General features: G+C 38.7%; 12 protein-coding genes and 1 pseudogene. 1 reads left to right on the top strand and 12 read right to left on the bottom strand.

Features of this window, described 5'->3' with window-relative positions:
• Positions 1–38: 38 nt before the first annotated feature.
• From H5116_RS00245 to H5116_RS00220, 6 genes are all read right to left on the bottom strand, one after another.
• Positions 39–3074 (bottom strand): hypothetical protein, encoded by a 3036-nt coding sequence (locus H5116_RS00245; protein WP_182715306.1) that lies wholly within the window; start codon positions 3072–3074, stop codon positions 39–41.
• Between the two features lie 501 nt (positions 3075–3575).
• Positions 3576–4742 (bottom strand): 2-methylaconitate cis-trans isomerase PrpF, encoded by a 1167-nt coding sequence (prpF, locus tag H5116_RS00240; RefSeq protein WP_182715305.1) that lies wholly within the window; start codon positions 4740–4742, stop codon positions 3576–3578.
• 11 nt (positions 4743–4753) lie between these two features.
• On the bottom strand, positions 4754–7363 hold the full coding sequence (acnD, locus tag H5116_RS00235; protein ID WP_182715304.1) for a Fe/S-dependent 2-methylisocitrate dehydratase AcnD: 2610 nt from the start codon (positions 7361–7363) through the stop codon (positions 4754–4756).
• 130 nt (positions 7364–7493) lie between these two features.
• Positions 7494–8618 (bottom strand): 2-methylcitrate synthase, encoded by a 1125-nt coding sequence (gene prpC, locus H5116_RS00230; protein WP_182715303.1) that lies wholly within the window; start codon positions 8616–8618, stop codon positions 7494–7496.
• A 48-nt stretch (positions 8619–8666) separates the two neighbouring features.
• The gene (gene prpB, locus H5116_RS00225) at positions 8667–9545 is read right to left on the bottom strand and encodes a methylisocitrate lyase (protein WP_182715302.1); all 879 of its coding nucleotides are present in this window, start codon (positions 9543–9545) and stop codon (positions 8667–8669) included.
• An 82-nt stretch (positions 9546–9627) separates the two neighbouring features.
• Positions 9628–10317 carry a GntR family transcriptional regulator gene (locus H5116_RS00220; protein WP_024590401.1) on the bottom strand — a complete coding sequence of 230 codons (690 nt, stop codon included), beginning with the start codon at positions 10315–10317 and terminating at the stop codon, positions 9628–9630.
• Positions 10318–10582: 265 nt separating this feature from the next.
• Between H5116_RS00220 and rsmF the strand changes: the two genes are divergently transcribed.
• Positions 10583–12034: a 16S rRNA (cytosine(1407)-C(5))-methyltransferase RsmF gene (gene rsmF / locus H5116_RS00215; protein WP_182715301.1), complete on the top strand. Its 1452-nt coding sequence runs from the start codon at positions 10583–10585 to the stop codon at positions 12032–12034.
• A gap of 599 nt (positions 12035–12633) precedes the next feature.
• On the opposite strand, the gene H5116_RS00210 is transcribed toward rsmF, so the two are convergent.
• The 6 genes and pseudogenes from H5116_RS00210 to H5116_RS00185 all read right to left on the bottom strand — a co-directional run bounded on the left by H5116_RS00210 (position 12634) and on the right by H5116_RS00185 (position 20672).
• Complete coding sequence (locus H5116_RS00210) at positions 12634–15045, bottom strand: hypothetical protein (protein ID WP_182715300.1); 2412 nt, start codon at positions 15043–15045, stop codon at positions 12634–12636.
• Positions 15046–15355: 310 nt separating this feature from the next.
• A pseudogene (locus H5116_RS20505) lies at positions 15356–15463 on the bottom strand (IS110 family transposase); the annotation flags it as partial.
• 326 nt (positions 15464–15789) lie between these two features.
• Positions 15790–16914, bottom strand: a complete 1125-nt coding sequence (locus H5116_RS00200; protein ID WP_182715299.1) for an acyltransferase — start codon at positions 16912–16914, stop codon at positions 15790–15792.
• 112 nt (positions 16915–17026) lie between these two features.
• Positions 17027–17728 carry a VpsP family polysaccharide biosynthesis protein gene (locus H5116_RS00195; protein WP_182715298.1) on the bottom strand — a complete coding sequence of 234 codons (702 nt, stop codon included), beginning with the start codon at positions 17726–17728 and terminating at the stop codon, positions 17027–17029.
• Positions 17721–18449 (bottom strand): tyrosine-protein phosphatase, encoded by a 729-nt coding sequence (locus H5116_RS00190; protein ID WP_101216707.1) that lies wholly within the window; start codon positions 18447–18449, stop codon positions 17721–17723. Before H5116_RS00190 ends, H5116_RS00195 begins: the two co-directional genes overlap by 8 nt.
• Before the next feature lie 15 nt (positions 18450–18464).
• On the bottom strand, positions 18465–20672 hold the full coding sequence (locus H5116_RS00185) for a polysaccharide biosynthesis tyrosine autokinase (RefSeq protein WP_182715297.1): 2208 nt from the start codon (positions 20670–20672) through the stop codon (positions 18465–18467).
• Position 20673 lies beyond the last annotated feature (1 nt).

Below are 20673 nucleotides of genomic sequence, written 5' to 3'. Positions count from 1 at the left end.
AGGGAAAAGCGCTGCTTTCCCCTTTTATAGTTTAAATATTACTTAGATGAATCAATTAAATCAACATCAGTGTAAGGCACTACATCACCATCGATGTAAGTGATAGATACACCGTTAGTAACTTTAGAAGCAGTACCAAATGACATCATTTCGCCATTGTACATAGCTTTAACATCACCAGTGTAACCTGTAGATTCCATACCAGTTAGAGATAATGTGTAACCCATTGCTGCGTCACCTTTAACCATAACTTCTAATGTACTTTCATCTTCATCACCACTACTGTCAACCATACCCATTACTTTAAAGTCTAAGTCGCCAGACATACCTTCAAGTGTAATACTTGAAGAATCTGACTCTTCAGTTGCAGTAAGGTTTAGCATACCAGTGAAACCAGAATCACCGTCCATAATTTCAACGTGGTTCCAAGCTTGCGTATCGATAATTTCAGCATCATCAATTGTGTCAGCATTTACTGCACCATCAAATGTGAATATTAAACATGAATCAATTTGCGTAGCATCAATTGTACCTGCAGCAAAATCAACACAATCTTCAAGTGCTTGTGCTTGTGTATCAGCAGTAACAAGTGAAACAGTTGCGTCATTTTCACCCATTAATGTAGCGCCCCAAGCAACAACTAATTGCTCGCCTTGGTAAGAAGCTGAAGCACTGATCATTTCACCGGTAGTTTCGTTCTCTAATTCTAAAACTAGCGCATCTAAGTCATAGTTATATGACCAATCAGGTTGACGAGTAGAAGTACCTTCACCTGAGTTACCCATTTCAGCTAGTTCATCAATTACGTCAGCAAGAACATCTGCTGCATCGATAACCGCTTGACCGCCAGTGTTAGTAAGCACAGTCATAGTCGATAATGACTCTGATGTAGCTTTAACAGAAGTTAGTACTTCAAGTTTAGCAACCGCCGCTTCAGCAACAAGTTGTAGGTTATAAGCTGTTACAAATTGCTCGCTAGCTAGTTCACCTTGAGCTTCAGCAGCTGTTTGCATAGCTGTAAGCGCATCAATCATTGCTTGTGCGCCTTCGCCTTCAAGGTCTAGGTAAGCATTAGCAGCAACAAGTGCTTGCTCAATAGCAATTTCAAGTGCATCAACAGCAGCAGCAAAGTCAGACGCAGCAGTAACAGCAGTCATTGCAAGCTCAAGAGCTTCAGTTGCGTTTGCGGCTGTATCTACCATTGCACCTTCTGCGTTAGCAAGTGCGCTTGTAGAAGCTGCTTCAGCTGTGTCTGCTGCTGATTTTTTCTCATCAGCAACGTCTGCAGTGTCTTCAGCAACTAGTTTTGCAGCAGCAAGAGCAATATCAAACGTTTCAATCGCTGCTTCTGCTTCCGCTACTAGTGCAGCTAATGCAGCGTCGTATGCAACGGTGTCAGTTACAGCAACACCTGCATCTGTTTGTAAAGACGTTGCAGAATCAAGAATCTGTTGGTAATCAGAGCTTTGAGTAACTAACGCTTTTGCAGCAGTTACATAACCTTGTGATTTAACAAAAATAGAACCCGCTTTAGCTGTTAAACCAGCAGTAGCAGCTTCATTTTTCAGTAATGTTACAGCGCTTACAAATGCAGCTGCGTTATCAGCCGTAAGAGCATCGCCACCCATTGCTTGAACATCAGCAAGTGAACTTTGAGCTGTTTCAATATCCATTTCTAATGCAGTAAGTGCAGTCTGTGAAGCTGTAACTTCTACTGTTAAAGCAGCTGCTAGAGCTGTATAAAAATCATCTCCAACTGTACACTCTGCACCAGTACAACCAATTACTTCTAGTGCTTTTTTAACTTTTACTGCAGCGGCTGCAAGGCCGGCATCAGTTGCTGCACCATTTTTAACAGCTTTGTCTTTAGCTGCTTTTGCTTTTTTAGCAATACCTACTGAATTAGCGGCAAACGCATCAATTTGTGCTTGTGTTGCATTAGGGTTGTTAATAGAGAATGCCGCTTTTAAAGCATTTTCAATTGCAGTTTCATCACCCGTTGCTACAGCAACAAAAATGTTTGCAGTATTTGTAATTGCTGTTTGTAACATTGTAGCTATTGCAGCAATGCCAGCGTCAGTATTACCTTTAAACTGGCCTGATTTAATACCAGCTTTAATGCTGCTCATTACATCACCAATTGAAGGTAAACCTTGAATTGAAGATGAAAGCTGTGCAATTGCTAAAATACCGTCAGTAAGTTCTTCTTCGCCATCAACATTGCTTAAATCTACAGCGCCGCCGTTAGATAAATCGCCAATAATAGCAGAAAGTAAAAGTGCTGCGTCTTGACCCATCACTTGTACAACAGTGTTTAAGCTAGCTGTAGCAATAGCGTCTTCATCTACACTTGAACCTGAGTCAAGAAGAAGACCCGCCACTAACGATGTTAAAAAAGTAACATTAGCTTTATAAGAACCTATAACATTATCGTCGCCAGCTGCACCGCTCGCTCCAGATGTATCTGCTTCAACAGCTGGAATAAACTTAACAACAGAAAGCTCTAGGTCAGTTTTGTACCATTCGCCAAACTCAATATCAGTATCGCCATCATTTTCGTCGTCAACTTCTGGCGCTTCATCGTAAGTGCCACAACCTACGTAAGCATCACAACGTAAAAAGCTATCATCGCCTTCTTCAGACGTTTTAACAGTAATGTAAACAGGTCCAGTAAAATCATCATCTAGGTAGATGCTGTAACGACCGTTTTCATCAGTTAGCACTTCAGGGTTAGCGGCAATTTTACTTGCTTCTACCGCTGCATCTGCAGCATCTTGTGATAGTGCTTCTTCAGAAAAAGACTCAGCCTCTGCTGAAGCAGCTGAGCGAAATGCAACAGGAACGCTTTGACCAGATGCATCTAAAGTCATTACAGTTACTACTGCACTTTTCATTGAACCTTTAACTGCTTTACCTGTTACTTCAATGTTAAATTGTGCATCGCCCGTTGCAGTGAAAGATTCTACAGGTGTAACAGGAATATTTCTGTCGTTATCAGAACCACATGCTGTTAAGCCTAATGTAAGTGCAACTGAAGCTGCAATAGGTGTAAATTTGATCGTACGCTTTACCATTTATTTCTCCTTGATAGCCTGGAATGAGTATCAGAAATTAGTTTAGTTGATAGTGATTTATGTAAGCTTTTATATTCAAAAAGCATCAAAAAAGTACACAATCATAACTTTTGTTACTAGAACATTAAAAATACCATTAAGCTATATAGTTATGCTACATATTTATACGTTTTATAGAAGTATTTATCTTTATTCTATGAGCTACTTCTTTATCAGCATCTCTATTATTCAATAACCTATAGACACTCATAAAGAACCAGCACATATTGATACAATATATTCACTTTATTAAATGAATATTACATATAATCTAGTTTGTTAATTATATTCTTCAAGTAAATGCGGTGGATGAGAGCGAAAAAAGACGATAATTCGAAAAATTAATGAAAAAGGATTATTTATGACGAGTGTGAGTAGGTTTTACTTTAGCTAAGCAAACGTTTATAAAATTTGTTTGCTTAACTAAAATAAATGTTTAGTTGCGCTTAACTTCACCAATGATTAGTAAGGGACTCTTACAATCCCTTCCATTAATACTCGTGCACTGCGGCTCATGCTTGCTTTGGTAACTAGCCAATTACCTGCAGTATTTTTAGCTTCAGCACCTACTTTTAGCGTGCCCGACGGATGACCAAAGTTAACTTCACTCAATGCACCGCCACCAGCGGCTATATTAACAAGTGTGCCCTCAATAGCTGCGGCAGTGCCAATAGCTACAGCGGCTGTGCCCATCATGGCGTGGTGCAGTTTACCCATAGACATAGCACGTACTAATAAGTTGATATTGCCAGCCTCAATCATTTTACCGCTAGACGCTTTGTAAGCTAAAGGCGCTGCAACAAACGCAACCTTTGGCGTATGTTGGCGAGCTTGCGCTTCACTAATATTAGTGATTAAGCCCATTTTAACAGCGCCATAAGCACGAATGGTTTCAAGCTTTTTAAGCGCTGCAACATCGTTATTTATATCGTCTTGCAGCTCTGTGCCGGTATAACCAATATCAACGGCGTTAATAAATACAGTAGGAATACCTGCATTTATCATCGTGGCTTTTAAAGTACCAACACCTGGTACTTCTAAGTCATCAACTACGTTACCTGTTGGGAATAACGCGCCATCGCCATCAGCTGGGTCTATAAATTCAAGTTTTACTTCAGCTGCAGCAAATGTAACGCCATCGAGCTCAAAGTCGCCGGTTTCTTGTACTTCGCCATTGGTCATAGGGACATGCACTAATATGCTTTTTTTAATATTAGCCTGCCACACACGCACAATAGCAACACCGTTATTAGGTACTCGGTTTTTATCGACCAAACCATTATTAATGGCAAAAGCTCCGACTGCTGACGTTAAGTTGCCGCAGTTACCGCTCCAATCTACAAAAGGTTTATCTATCGCCACTTGACCAAACAAGTAATCAACATCGTGGTCGGCTTGCTCACTTTTACTTAGGATTACGGTTTTACTGGTGCTTGATGTAGCGCCGCCCATTCCATCCGTTTGTTTGGTATACGGATCGGGGCTGCCAATAACACGCAGTAATAAATTGTCGCGCGCCTCGCCTGCTACTTGAGCAGGCTTTGGCAAATCAGTTAAATTAAAAAATACACCTTTACTGGTGCCGCCACGCATATAAGTTGCAGGCACTTTAATTTGCGGTTTAAACATAGTGTTTGCCCTTATGCAGATTGCGTTGCTTCTAAAAAGTCTTGAGCAAAGCGTTGTAACACACCACCAGCTGCGTAAATAGAAAGCTCTTCTTGGGTATCTATACGACATTTCATAGGCACAGTAAGCACTTCACCATCTTTGCGGGTAATGCTTAAATTAACTGTGGCGCCTGGTTTTAAATCACCCGTTACATCGTACGTTTCACTGCCATCCAGCTTTAGAGTTTTACGCGTTGTGCCTGCTTTAAACTCAAGCGGTAAAACCCCCATACCAATTAAGTTAGTACGGTGAATACGCTCAAAGCCCTCTGCTGCTATTACTTCAACGCCTGCAAGTCTTACGCCTTTTGCAGCCCAATCGCGCGACGAACCTTGACCGTAATCGGCACCGGCTACAATAATAAGTGGCTGTTTACGCTCCATATACGCTTCGATTGCTTCCCACATACGGGTATTAGTGCCTTGTGGCTCTAGGCGAGCGTAAGAACCTTGTTTAACGTCGCCGTTTTCATCTAACACCATTTCGTTTAGCAGCTTTGGGTTTGCAAAGGTTGCGCGCTGCGCTGTTAAATGATCGCCCCGGTGCGTTGCGTACGAGTTATAGTCTTCCTCTGGGACGTTCATTTTGGTCAGGTATTCGCCAGCAGCACTACTTGCCATAATTGCATTTGATGGCGATAAATGATCCGTTGTAATGTTATCGCCAAGTACTGCAAGCGCGCGCATACCGGTCATAGTGCGCTCACCCGCAAGTGCACCTTCCCAATAAGGAGGGCGACGAATGTACGTACTTTCTGGGCGCCAATCGTAAAGTGGGTCGTTATCTTCACCGTAATCTACGGTTAAATTAAACATCGGCTCGTATACTTTTCTAAATTGCTCAGGCTTAACACTTTGCTTAATAACCGTATCAATCTCTTCGTCAGATGGCCATAAATCTTTAAGCGTAATATCGTTGCCTTGTTGATCTTGTCCAAGTATCCCTTTTTCAATATCAAAGCGAATAGTACCTGCAATAGCGTACGCAACAACTAAAGGAGGTGACGCTAAAAATGCTTGCTTAGCATAAGGATGAATGCGCCCATCAAAGTTACGATTACCTGAAAGTACAGCCGTTGCATATAAATCACGTTCAATTACTTCTTTTTGAATCTCAGGGTCAAGCGCCCCGCTCATGCCGTTACAAGTTGTACACGCAAAACCAACAATGCCAAAGCCAAGTTGCTCAAGCTCTGTTAGTAGGTTTGCATCTTCAAGGTATGATTGCACTGCTTTTGAGCCTGGTGCTAATGAAGTTTTAACCCAAGGTTTGCGCATTAAACCCTTAGCATTTGCATTACGGGCAAGGAGTGCTGCAGCAATTACATTGCGTGGATTACTGGTATTAGTACAACTAGTAATAGCCGCAATAATACATGCGCCGTCTGGCATTAAGCCTTCTTCATTTTCAACAACGCCCGAAATACCTTCTTTAGCTAAATCGCTTGTCGATACACGGCGGTGCGGATTAGATGGACCTGCAATATTGCGCCCCACGCTTGATAAATCAAACTTAAGTACACGTTCGTATTTTGCGGTTTTTAAGCTATCGCTCCAAAGGCCTGCTGTTTTTGCGTAGTTTTCTACAAGGGCAATTTGTTCTTCTTCACGCCCTGTTAAACGCAAATAATCTATTGTTTTATCATCGATATAAAACATGGCGGCAGTTGCGCCAAATTCAGGCGTCATGTTTGAAATGGTTGCTCTGTCGCCAAGTGTTAGCGCGTCGGCACCTTCACCGTAAAACTCTAAATAAGTAGACACAACACGTTGTTCGCGTAAAAATTCAGTAATGGCCAACACAATATCGGTAGCGGTAATACCGGGTTGGCGTTTGCCTGTAAGCTCAACACCTACAATATCAGGTAAGCGAATATAAGAAGCGCGGCCCAGCATAACGCTTTCAGCTTCAAGCCCACCTACACCCACGGCAATAACGCCCAGTGCATCAACATGTGGCGTGTGGCTGTCGGTACCAACTAGTGTATCTGGAAATGCAATGCCATCTCGGTTTTGAATAACCGGCGACATTTTTTCAAGATTAATTTGATGCATAATGCCGTTACCCGGTGGAATAACGTCGATATTTTTAAACGCTGTTTTAGTCCAGTTTATAAAATGAAAACGGTCGTCATTTCGTCTATCTTCAATGGCGCGGTTTTTTTCAAATGCGTCAGGATCAAAACCGGCATGCTCTACCGCCAGTGAATGATCCACTATTAACTGCGTCGGTACTACCGGATTCACTTTAGCCGGATCGCCGCCTTTTGCTGCAATTGCATCACGAAGCCCAGCTAAATCAACAAGTGCTGTTTGGCCTAAAATATCGTGGCACACTACGCGCGCCGGATACCACGGAAAATCTAAATCTTGTTTGCGCTCAATTAGCTGGTTAAGTGCATCGGTTAACATGGCGGGGTCGCATCGGCGTACTAGGTTTTCAGCAAATACACGTGATGAATAAGGTAGCGTGGCGTATGCACCTGGCTTAATTGCATCCACGGCTTCTTGCGTATCGTAATAGTCGACGTTTGAGCCTGGTAAGGGTTTACGGTATTGGGTGTTATTAATTATGGTCATGGTAAGGGTTCGCTAATTTGGTGACGGTGTTTGCTCACAGCTAGCGTGTTTAATAAAAAGTTTGAGAAAAACTACTCGCTAATGGCTATGTGCAATAAAAAAGTGAGCACATGCGTGCTCACCCATTTTTTTAACGTGACTCTATTGGTGTGTAACTGCGTGCGTCAGGCCCAGTGTAATCGGCACTTGGGCGAATAATACGGTTGTTAGCGCGCTGCTCTTTTACATGGGCAGTCCAGCCAGTAACACGGCTCATTACAAATATTGGCGTAAATAATTTAGTTGGAATATCCATAAAGTGATAAGCAGATGCATGGAAAAAATCGGCATTACAAAACAGTTTTTTCTCGCGCCACATAATTTCTTCACAACGAACAGACACAGGGTAAAGCACGGTATCGCCCACCACAGCCGCTAGTTTTTCAGACCACTTTTTAATAATTACATTACGCGGATCAGACTCGCGATAAATGGCATGACCAAAGCCCATTATTTTGTCTTTACGTTCAAGCATGCCCATAATTTCTTTCTCAGCATGTTCAGCGCTTGTAAAACCTTGAATCATGTCCATTGCCGCTTCGTTAGCACCACCATGTAATGGACCACGCAGCGTACCAATCGCACCAGTTACGCAAGAATGAATATCAGATAAAGTTGATGCACACACACGCCCTGTAAAAGTAGAGGCGTTAAACTCGTGCTCTGCGTACAAAATTAGTGATACATTCATTACCTGTGCAAACAATTCACTAGGTGCTTTGTCATGTAACAGTGTTAAAAAATGTGCGCCAACTGAGTCGTCATCAGTTTGTGTTTCAATGCGTACGCCATCGTGTGTAAAGCGGTACCAGTAACAAATAATACTTGGGAACACAGCAACCATACGGTCGATTGCATCATTAGCTTGGCTAAAATCAAGCTCCATTTCAAGGTTACCCAACATTGAGCAACCCGTGCGCATTACATCCATTGGGTGCGCGTTTTTAGGAATATTTTCAAGCACGGTTTTAAGTGCATCTGGTAAGCCGCGTAAGCTCTTTAGTTTTGCTTTATATTCTGCCAATTCGCTTGTGTTTGGTAACTCACCACGTGAAAGTAAAAAAGACACTTCTTCAAACTGCGCTTTTTCGGCAAGTTCGCTAATATCGTAACCACAATACGTCAAACCAGAACCACTTTGTCCAACAGTACACAATGCTGTTTGACCAGCCACTTGTCCGCGTAAACCCGCGCCGCTTAATGCTTTATCTACCATGATCTTCTCCTATCTTAAATTTGTGTGTGGTATCTATTTTAATAGTTGTTATTTGTCAGATTTTGATGAAAAAAGGGTGTCGAGTGTGTTCTCGTACGTGTGGTAATCTAAAAAGTCGTAAAGCTCAGAGCGCGTTTGCATATTTTCAATTTGGCTTTGTTGTGAGCCTTCATTTAAAATTGCTGAATACACATTTAATGCCGCTTTGTTCATGGCTCTAAATGCACTTAGTGGGTAAAGCACCATTTTAACGCCCACATCACTTAACTGCTCTTTTGTGTAAATAGGTGTTTGGCCAAACTCAGTAATGTTTGCCAAAATTGGAACGTTAATCGCTTTTGCAAATGCTTGGTAATCAGCAAGGTCGTGTACGGCTTCTGCAAAAATAGCGTCAGCACCGGCTTCAACACAGGCAGCTGCACGGTCAATAGCGGCGTTTAAACCTTCTTTTTGAAATGCATCGGTACGCGCCATAATATAAAAATCGCTATCGGTTTTTGCATCAACCGCCGCTTTAATGCGGTCAACCATTTCACCTTGGCTTACAATTTCTTTATTAGGGCGATGACCACAGCGCTTTTGCGCTACTTGATCTTCTATATGAAAACCCGCCGCACCCGCTTTAGTCATTTCTTTTACTGTGCGTGCAATGTTAAATGCCCCACCCCAACCGGTATCGGCATCAACAAGTAGTGGTAAATCGCTAGCACCAGTAATACGACGAATATCTTCAAGCACGTTATCAAGGCTTGTCATACCCAAATCAGGCATACCAAACGAGGCGTTTGCAACACCGGCACCTGAGAGGTAAATAGCTTGGTGACCCATTTTTTCAGCCATCATCGCTGTATATGCGTTAATAGTCCCTACAACTTGTAAAGGGTGATTATTAGCAATAGCCTGTTTAAATTTTAATCCTGCTGACATTACTTTCTCCTAACTTTGAACGGTTGCTACGTGGAGTAACTTATAGTTTTAATCTGTAATTGTGACTGTTTAACTGCTCTACTTAACTTTTAGCAGTTAATAAATCAAATTTGGTTTGAATATTTGCTTGCGATGCACTGATGTGGCGCTTCATAAGCATTTCGGCCAGTTCGCCGTCGTGGTTTTCAATGGCGTTAATAATAGCTAAATGCTCATCAAACGCTTTTGATACACGCGGCCCCACCATACCCATTTGTACACGGTACATCCGTATTAATTGATAGAGCTCATTACATAGTAAATGAATTAAATGCGCGTTTTTACTGCCTTGAATAATACGATAATGAAAATCTAAATCGCCGGCTTCTTGATAATAAGATTCGCCCTCTTTAACACGTTGTGTTTGTAGGTGCTGATTAAGTAATTGCTTTAAGCCTTTTACTTCTTCGGGTTCCATATTGTCGGCAGCAAGCCTACATGCTAAGCCTTCAAGCGAACTGCGAACTTGGTACACTTCAATCAAGCGCTCAGCGGTAAGAGCAACTACTCGGCAACCTACGTTAGCTTTACGCTCAACAAGGTAGCAACTTTCTAGGCGATTTAACGCCTCTCTAAGCGTTGCACGGCTTACACCATAACGCTTGGCAAGCTCGGGCTCTGATATTTTACTGCCTTGAACTATGCTGCCCTCAACAATCTCACGGCGCATATCTACAAATACTTGATCTGATGCGGTAGTTATAGGCGCTTCGTTTAAAAACGTGTGTGTCATAAGTTATTTTTTAGATTGTCGACAATTAATGTGGTTACTATGGGCTTATTAAAAAATCATGTCAACCCTTAAACCTATCAAAACGGCTGAAAAACACACCCATTGTCGACACTATTAATCTAAAGTCGTATAAAATACGCTTTAAAATAGGCCAAACCAATAAAGTGTCGACATAGCAGTGAATTGGATGTTACGTTTTTAAACGCTGAAAATGCGTTATATAAATGCTATTATCGCGCTTTATTTTTATAGTATGAGCTAACGCGTGAACGCCAACACTTTTATTCCTGAGCACTTTATTGACGACGTAAAAACCTATTTACCAGCGCATCTAAACTTAGATGACTTTTTAAATGCGTGTCGCAGGCCACTCAGAAAATCTATCCGCGTTAATACTTTAAAAATTAGCATTGAAGAATTTGTAAAACGTGCAACTGAAAAAAATTGGCTGCTAACCCCAATCCCTTGGTGCAGTGAAGGCTTTTGGCTAGAGCGCCCAAGCAATGAAGAACAAAACCTAGCCCTCGGTAATACCGACTTACACCTAAGCGGTGCAATGTACGTACAAGAAGCAAGTTCAATGCTGCCGCCCATCGCCTTAAAGCAAAGTATTGAACTCGCAGACTCTCAAAATAATTATGTGCTTGATATGGCATCAGCACCGGGTTCTAAAACCTCACAACTAGCTGCGCTTATGAATAACCAAGGTGTACTTGTTGCAAACGAGCTTTCGTCATCGCGCCTAAAAGTACTTAGCGCTACATTAAAACGCATGGGAGTAGGTAACTGTGCGCTCTCGCATTTTGATGGTGTTATATTTGGTAACTACATGTTTGAATGCTTTGATAGCATATTGCTAGACGCGCCCTGCTCTGGCGAAGGTACAGTTCGTAAAGATGCCGACGCACTTAAAAACTGGTCAATAGAATCAAACATACAAATAGCCCAAGTGCAAAAAGACTTAATTAAAAGTGCATTTTACGCATTAAAGCCAGGTGGCACATTAGTGTATTCAACGTGCACACTTACCCCGCTCGAAAACCAACAAGTGTGCGATTATTTACTGAGTGAATTTGGCGACTATATAGCGCCTGAGTCGCTAAGTGATTTATTTGAAGGTGCAAGTAAAGCAACAACAAGTGAAGGCTATTTGCATGTATGGCCGCAAACCTTCGATAGCGAAGGCTTTTTTATTGCTAAGTTTAAAAAGCACACAAGCTGTAATAATCCAAATCAAACAGTTAAAAAAGGCGCATTTCCGTTTAACGAGTTTGATAAAAAGCAAAGTGCCGCATTTATGCAATCACTTAAAAAGCATTTTGGGTTAACTAACCTACCTGGCAACTTAATGCAGCGCGATAAAGAACTTTGGTTATTCCCGCAGGGGTTTGAAGCCCTGCAAAATAAAATTAAGTACGCACGCTTAGGTATTCAAATTGGCATTATTCATAAAAATGGCGTGAGACTAACGCACGAATTTGCAACCGTATTTGGCAATGAGTGTAAAAACAATATATTTGCTTTAAATAACGAGCAAGCAAATGATTATTTTCAAGGTAAAGATATACGCTTAACTGAAGTAACTCAAACAATTGGTGAAGTGGTATTAACACTGTGTGGTTGCCCTATTGGGCTGGGGAAATGGCAAAAAAATAAGATTAAAAATTCACTACCACGAGATCTAGTGCAAAATACGCAGTTAATAAGCTGGGGTTAAACTAAAGTACAAATTACACATAATTAATCTAATCCTTTGTTATCAAATGTAACCAAGGGGCAAAATTAGTTATGCTTTATTTAGTAGTTTTACTACACTTTAAAGTACTTTCTTCTTCTCCCTAATGAACCAAGAAAGTGTTTTAGCTAACGCTAGGCTCAATTTAGAGTCATTTTATAGCCCAGAGCAAAAATAGCTCTGGGCTTTTTTGATTAATAGAGTGTTTGCTTACCAAAAAAGTAAAAAACACTACACTATTAGAAGTAGTTAAAAATCAATAAGCCTTTTTGCATTTGTATTTTAATAATGCATTTCACCAGTTAAGAACACCAAGCTACTATTTTAGGCATATTTAAAATGGCTTATTCTAATTGAAAAGTATTTTCTTTTTACAGCTATTAATATGCCCTAATATTAACTCAGAGCTATAGTGTTATGCTGACACCTTATGAGCTGGAAACTATACTAGGTTCCACATAAATCCATCGCTAATTATATTGCCCACCACAAACTATATTTACTGAAGCCTTATTTCGTGCAGTTGAGAGAGCAACTAAGTTGTAGGACTAATTAAAATGCGAGTATTTATCTAGCTAAACTTAACAGCCTTGGTAATATTTCAAAATAGAGGTTTTGATCCTGATTATAGAACCGACCTGTTGAAGAAGATATACAAACCGACTATCGTCAGTATAGACAATATCTACAACACCACTTTCGTTCGCCATTAAACACGTCATATCTATCCAGCCATTGTTTTGTGAAGTATTTAATAGCACTTTACCATTAGACTCTCCCCCCCAGCTTACTGCACCCGCAATAGTGAGCGAATGGTCAGGGGCTTGTTTCATACTCAAAAAAGCAGAGGATGAAGGTTCGTTAACTATTTCAGTAAAAGTACTATCACGTTCGTTAAACTTGTAAATTACAGCCTTCTCAAGTGAACCTAAAAGGTATAGAGATCCATCAATATACTCTAGATTGAAAGCCCAAAAGCCACTTGGAGCTTTTACCGTTTTAATTAAGCTTCCATTATCAACATCATGAAAGTACAACATTTCCTCATCATCAATATGATATGTCACTATAAAGTCATCGGTTTTTATAAGGGAACGATAAACTCTATTATGATTAGTCGAAAATACTTTTTCACTGGTGCTTTGTTCAATATTCTCATCAAGCGACGGTGATAACTTATACAAACCACCATTGTCCCCATCCTTGTATACATAGATATTTTCTGATATTGAAATTTTCCTTGAATAACTTTGCCCCCAAAAAGAGCCACTATCATTTCTACTTTGAGAACTGTCTATTCTTTGCACATTAATAAAATTGTTATTTTTATCTGCAGTTATCAAATAGTCTTGGGGCAAATTCCAAGGAGATAAGGTAGCGAAAACAGCCTCATCGTTAGTTTCCACTGACCATGAGTGTCCAGCTAATAACCAGTCTCCAGAAGTTCTAGGGAAAATATTTATAAATTGGTTTGGTTGATTCAGTTCCATTGATACCAAGCCATTATCCATACTAGCAATATATAGCTTTTCATTATCAATATGAATATCAGTGCCTACAAAGTTACTTGCGTTATAAGACTTCTCATAGAAATTACCCGATTTTCTATCATGTTGATATATACCCCAGTAATCACTAAACCATATGCTACCCTTAACCGCACTCGGCATTCCAATTGGTTTAGTTATAGATTTACGCCACTTCCTATAAGGTAGTGATGTACCATAGTTTACAGACACCTTCGAACCTAATGACAACCCAAAAGGTTCTACAATTAACTCATACAGGCTTACATTCCAAGTACTCCCTAAAGCTATAAAATTCTTATTATCCAATCTGTTATCAATAAAAACATTTACTATATTTTTATTAGCTAGATCTGCGTTTATAGGTACGTGAGAATTGAGGTCGTAAACTCCTTTAGTTGTGAAAACAAAAGCGTTTGCATTACCACTTATTCGCGCAATGCGTAGGATATTCTCTTTAAAGGTGTGTTCAAGTCTGTGGCTACCATCAAGAAGATTTATTCGGTACAAATTAGTGCCATTATAACCATATATATAATCTGGACTCTCATCAAAATAAACCCCTTTTAATTTATCAATTGAAAGTGGCTTTTTTGTAACATCACCAGAAATATCTATACACCCTAATTGAGCCTCTAATGCCGCAAAACAAGTAGTACCTGCTTGCGATGTTGAAAATAACTGAAGAGTAGTACTTCGGTAGGTATTTAACTTTAAACCTACAGGGGACCACATAACTTCATTTATGAGTTCAAGAACCTGTTTTTTTGTTACAGCTAGCAAAGTGTCGTTGTGAACTAAAAGACCAGTAATATTATAGTTTGTAAGTCCTTTTACAAACGGCTGCCAGCTATCTCCATAATACTTCCATACTCCTGTAACATCAGAAGATGCATAAACCTCGTTTTTATACTCAACAATACTACTGAAGGCACCTCCCCCTCCCCATCCAATTCGCATAATGTCAGGTTCAGTTGTATTTTCTGAAGCAACTGAAAGATCAGGTTTACTCTTAAAAAAAATTGAAAACAGAGTTTCTTTATCATAAAGGTTATTTTTAATTAGATAGGAAATTATGGCTTGAGTACTACTAGGAAATAGAATAAATAAAGTTTGTAATATTTCTATCCTCTTTGAAGGACTTCGCTCCTCTAAAGATAATAAACGTTTATATTTACTATCAGAAATAGCTTCGAGAAATCCATTTTTGTACAGCTCAATAGTTGTTTTTATTTGCATATCATTCAAATAAATAATGTCATCACTTTTTGACAATGAAGCTATGGCATCTGTGAGTGCGTGTGAGTGCGCCTCATTCGCAAGTAAAGTAGATAAAAGTCTATCACCTAATTGGTGTTTTGATTCATCTTGAAAACTTTTGGAATAACCTTTACTTATAGACAATAAAAATATAAAAAAAGAAATAGTTAAAAGTTTAATTAATATAGCGCTTGATTGGACTTTCATTAGAAACTCCTCTTTATGCTTAGTCAAATTGAAAATAAATTGCTTAGTTAGCTAGAGACAGCTAAGTAGTAGACATGTTGATAAGTGTCTTCATTGAGTTTAGTAATACCTTAGAGAGTACACAAGCCAAGAGTGTATTAATATTTTTATAAAGAGTGTAAATCCCGTCACTTCGTAGCACTCGCAACCCTGATTTTATGCTAACTCATATCGGTATTGACTTGGTTTTCTATTAGACTAATAGCAGATTTTAATTAGCTTTCTCATTTCATTGTAGCTCCTAAGTCTTACATCTTGCTTCTGTCTGCCGCTAGAAGTCACTTCTCTTTGCACTTATATCAAGGTTATGGGTACCCGCTATGACTGCTGCTAAAAATATCTTCGTTCTAATCCGTGATGCCCCGACTTTACTTAAAGTGGTTCTTCCTTTGAATGAGCCAGACTCATTTAACTTTGGTGTTGAGCCAACATAAGCGGCTGCTTAAATTGCTGTTGAGAAATAATTCATGATTAACTTTCATTATGGAACCAGCTGAAATGAGGAGATCAATTTCATTTCAATCTCCCGAATTTCTTCATCTAAAATATGAATGATTTTGTGAATTAATGATTGTAAGCGCCCATAAGAGTTGCTTATTGTGCTAGATTCAAATCGGTTAGTTTCTAGGAGTCAATCTTTTTCTAAAGCTTAAAGCCTTCTAATACAACTCTCGTTTTACATACAAGTTCGCTAATAACACTAGATTAAATAGCACGCTGTTGGAAATTATTTTTTTTCGAATTTTTACCTAATTTAATAAAGTACTTTTCAATATATTCATACGAGAAATGCGATGCAAGAATCGTAAGTAAAAAAGGTACTATGAGCATAGTAGGAGTATAGAACGTTGAAACAGTGTTATATTTAATCAAAACAAATGAAATACCATAAAGGAAAAACATATGACTGCAATACATTGAGTAAGATATGTTACCTAAAAATATTGAAATGCGATTAGTTAACACCACTCTATAAAGCGACTTTAGCGGAGAAGCTATAAGAGAAACCTCAATAAAAAAGCAAATAGACCAAATTATAATAGGTAAAGCTGCTAAAAACCGTTCAGTAACCCATTGGTAAAGTGATACGGAAAGTAAGAATATAATTAATGCAGAATAAAAATTTTTATTTGTTAATTTATTCATTTTCTTAGCATTTAATAAAATCGCACTAAACATACCCACAAAAAACATATTAGAATTAACTAAAAAGAATGAGTGGTGCCCCATTATATCCAAAAAAAATCGACTTGAAGCTAGAATCAATACAACTATGAATACTAGAAAAAAAGCATGTTTACGCAAAATAAATATAAAAAGTGGTGCAAGGAGAAAAAATTGAAATTGAAGTGTTAAGCTCCAAGCTTGGCCCATTATGGTGTATGTGGGATTGCTAAGAATGAACGATGGAGTAATACCATGGAGCATGAATAAATGAGTAAAAAAGTGCAATTTAAAGTCTTCTAATGAGGCAGTTGTATATTTTAGTCTATCAGCAGTTTTCCCTATGTCTTCAGGAAAATTCTGGAGAGTAAATAGAGTTTCATTAAGTATCAAAGCTGATAATAATAAAAAGAATAAATAAGCAGGAAAAATTCTCAGTACTCTTTGCTTAAGATACTTTCCATAAGGTGTATCCTTACTCAAAAGTAATAAAGTAATTACAAATCCGCTTATTATAAAGAAAACATCTACGGCTAAACCTTTTCCAAGTATTTTACCAAAGAAAGAGTTTTTATCTAACTCAACTCCAGCCATAGTTATTGAATGACCAATAACTACCCAAAGGCACATTAAGCCCCTCAAACCATCCAACCCAATAAACCTCATAGCCAAAACACCCTTTATAGCTCTATAATTTTTATTTTCAGAGAAAAAAGAAATAATTAACGTCTCTGGAAATTCGAATCCAATATTATCTACCTAAAACCGATTAGTTATTTTAGCCACAGTAATCTTTAAAGGTATAATTTCTTCTAATGGCTTCAAGATGAGAACCAAATTGCAGTGATAAACACATTATAGGTAGACGATTAATTCTCTCTGCCAATCTGAAAATCTCATAAAATTTATTGCCATACTGAACTGAAGAGTTAAGCTCGGCCACATACAATGCTCTATATTTTGGGGAAAGTTGCTGCCAGTTCATTAACGCTATTTGAATAATGCCAAGCTGCACATCAAACTTGTACGGCCCAAATTTTTTAGCCTGCTGAATATACTCATATACTCGTTCTGTAGGCCCTTCTTGATAACTAACTACTTGCGCTAGTGCAATCCAAGTTTCTGACCATGTTTGCCTTAACTCTAATGACTTTAATAAATCTTTTTCTGCTTGTTGATAAACCAAAAGCTTATTCTTATTTTGCTCGCTAGTTACAGCTAGATTGAGCATTGTTATATAAGCACTTAACTGCCAGTAATGAGGCTGTAAAGGGTCTTGGCTTGTTGCATACGTAATTGCCTTATCTGCAAGCTCTAGCTCTTCAGGAGTAATTGTGCTTACAGGCTGCTTTAAAATATTGACTGCATTAAAATACCATGTATTTGCACGCATACTTTGTAAACTCTGATAACCTATAACTAATGTAGCAACTGCAAGTATTGCAATTTGTGTGAGGCGGTTTGTATTTAAATTACTCATTAAACAACGACTCAGTTAAACGCATTGGGTTAGTAAAAAATAAATCATGTGCATCATTTTGACCAATTAGCTCACTAACTATTTGCTTAGATTTACTCAAAATAGGCGGCCTGCGCTTAACTGAATGGGCATCAGATGCAACATAAGTTACTAAACCGTTTTTTAGCATATCTATACTAATATTTTTTGCAGTTTCGCCCCATGCACCTTCAATGCTTGACGCTGTTAACTGAAACTCACACCCTAATTGCTTTAAACGATTAATATAAAAAGGATTTACTTGAATATCACGATTACGCTCAGGATGAGGAATAATCACTTTTATATTTTGTTTGGCTAGCCAATTTATAAACTTATCGTAACCTTGCGGTACATGAGAGTGTGGTAGCTCCAATAGTAAATAATTTACTGAATTAAGCGTACCAATGAACGGGAGTTTATTACCAAGCACCAAACTCATTAGCTCTACATCAAGCCTAACTTCAGCGGCTACAGCTAGCTTAATATTAATATTATTTACTAATGCCTGTGCTTTCAAATTAGCAAGCTCGCTATACAATTGTGAGACCGAGTTATTAAATCTCCCAATATGTATATGAGGCGTGGCAACCATATGGGTAATACCATCATTTTGTGCAATAGTTAATAGTGCTAAAGATTCCATTAAATCTTTAGCACCATCATCAATTCCTGGCAAAATATGAGAATGAATATCAATCACTGCTTTACCATTTTACTATGCATTTGGCTGCTCAGGCTTTTGTGAATAGTCGTAATAGTCGTAATAGCCATGGCTGTGTTCGTCTTTACTTTTACCCATATCTACTTGGTTAAGCACAATACCTGCAACATGCGCTTTAGCTTCAAATAAACGCTCAATACCCGCTTTAATAGGTTTTATGCGCGTAATATCCGACTTAACAACATAAATTACTGAGTCTGTACTTTGCGCTATAACTAATGCATCACTCACGGCTTGTGTTGGTGGTGTATCAATGATTATATAGTCGTATTCAGCTCTAAGTCTCTTTATTACTTCACTAAAGCGTGCGTTAGATAAAAGCTCTAACGGGTTACTAGGAATTTGGCCACTTGGCATAATAACTACGCCCGATTCTACATCAACATGTACACATTCAGTTAACTGTTCAGTACCCACTATTAAATTGCTTAACCCTGGGTGAAATACCGGAATATCAAAGCGTTTAGCAATACTTGGCTTGCGTAGGTCAGCATCAATTAATAATACTTTACCCATTTGTGCAAGCGACATCGCTAAATTAGCTGAAGTGGTCGTTTTCCCCTCCCCCGATGAGCTAGAAGTAACTGCAATTACTTTATGATCCCGCTCTAACTGAGTTAATAACAAACTAGTTCTAAACGTACGTACCGATTCTGCAAAACGCCTATAATTACCCTCAAGGTACGCATGTATCGGAAATACACTCTTTTTAGGCATCGGTACGTGCGGTAATAACCCTAACATACGCTGAGCTAACTTGTTTTCAACATCATTTTTAGTTTTAACAGTGTCATTAAGCGCATCAAATATAATACTCATAACTAGTGCAAAGCCTAGGCTTGCAAAAAAGGCAAGTGCAACAATGAGCTTTTTATTTGGTTTTGATGGGTCTCTAGGCGTATATGCACGGTCTGTAAAGCGCGCAGTTGCAGAGCTAAAATCACTAGTAACTTCAGTTTCTTTTGAACGTGATAAAAACGTATTAAATATATTTCGATTGGTCTCTACTTCACGCTTCAATTGATTATATTGAGTCTCTTTACGAGTAATATCTTGATATTCAGCACGTATTTTAGCTAAATCCCCCTCGAGAGCACTCACAGTGCGCGCAATTCGGTTTAACTCTTTTTCAATACCTGTTACAAGCCCTTTTATCTGTTTATTCAAATTACTTTGAACGGTTGCAAGTTCTGCTTTCGCAGAAATAATGCGAGGGTGTTTAAGGCCATACACCTCACCTAGCTCACTTAGCTTACGCTCAACTATGACCACTTCTCTTTTAACATTTTGGATAACTTGGTGTGATGTTATTTCCGGCATACTGCCTAAAAGCTCCAAATTATTATTACCATATTCGCTAATTACCCTGTTGATACTTTCAAGGTTGTTTTTTTCTTTACGCGCAACAATTAACTGCTGAGAAATCTGCTCAAGCTCTTGTGTGGCAAGTCCTGCTATACCTTCAATATCAACTAATTTTTGTTTCTCTCGATAAGCTTGCAAACGCTCTTCTGAGTTATCTAACTGAATGCGTAATTGCGCTAGACGTGTGTTTAACCAACTTGATGCTTGTTGAGTAATACCCATTTTGGCACGTATTTGGCTTTCGATATAAACTTCACCAACAGTATTAGCTACAAGCGCAGCTAATTTTGGGTCACTCGACTCAAAACTTACTCTTACTAACTGAGTTTTAGAGATTGGTGATACTGTTAGACGAGATCTAAATGCGGCCAATAAGCCAATCATTTTACGTTCAGCCTGTTCTTGCGGAGAATATACTGTAGTATCTTTTTTATTTAAAAAAGGCAAAGATTTTTTAACAAAAGATTTGAACTCCCCAATAGCTGAAGGTTTTCCAATAAAGTCGCTATGGCTTTTTAAATCCAGCTTAGTTATAACTTCACGGGCTATACTGTCTGACTTTATTACTTCAAACTGAGTTTGGTAATATTCTTTCTTATTAGAATCTAAGCCATATATTTCTTGAAAACTAACAGCTTTAGCCTGTTCTGCTTCAATTAATAATGTAGCTGTGGCTACATACTTAGGAACTAAGGTAAGTGAAACCATAATAGTAAGAAGTGTAACTATTATAGAAAACCCTAAAATTCGCCATTTAGCACGCTTTACAACATTGAGATAAGCACCAAAGTCAATAATCTCTTCATTATTGCTTATACTTTCATTTATTTGGTTCATT

Origin of the sequence: Pseudoalteromonas sp. SG45-2, from assembly GCF_014164115.1 — a bacterium.
Taxonomy (GTDB): Bacteria; Pseudomonadota; Gammaproteobacteria; order Enterobacterales; family Alteromonadaceae; genus Pseudoalteromonas; species Pseudoalteromonas distincta.
Note: the sequence above shows the minus strand (reverse complement) of the source record. Positions and strands in the feature narration are given on the sequence as shown.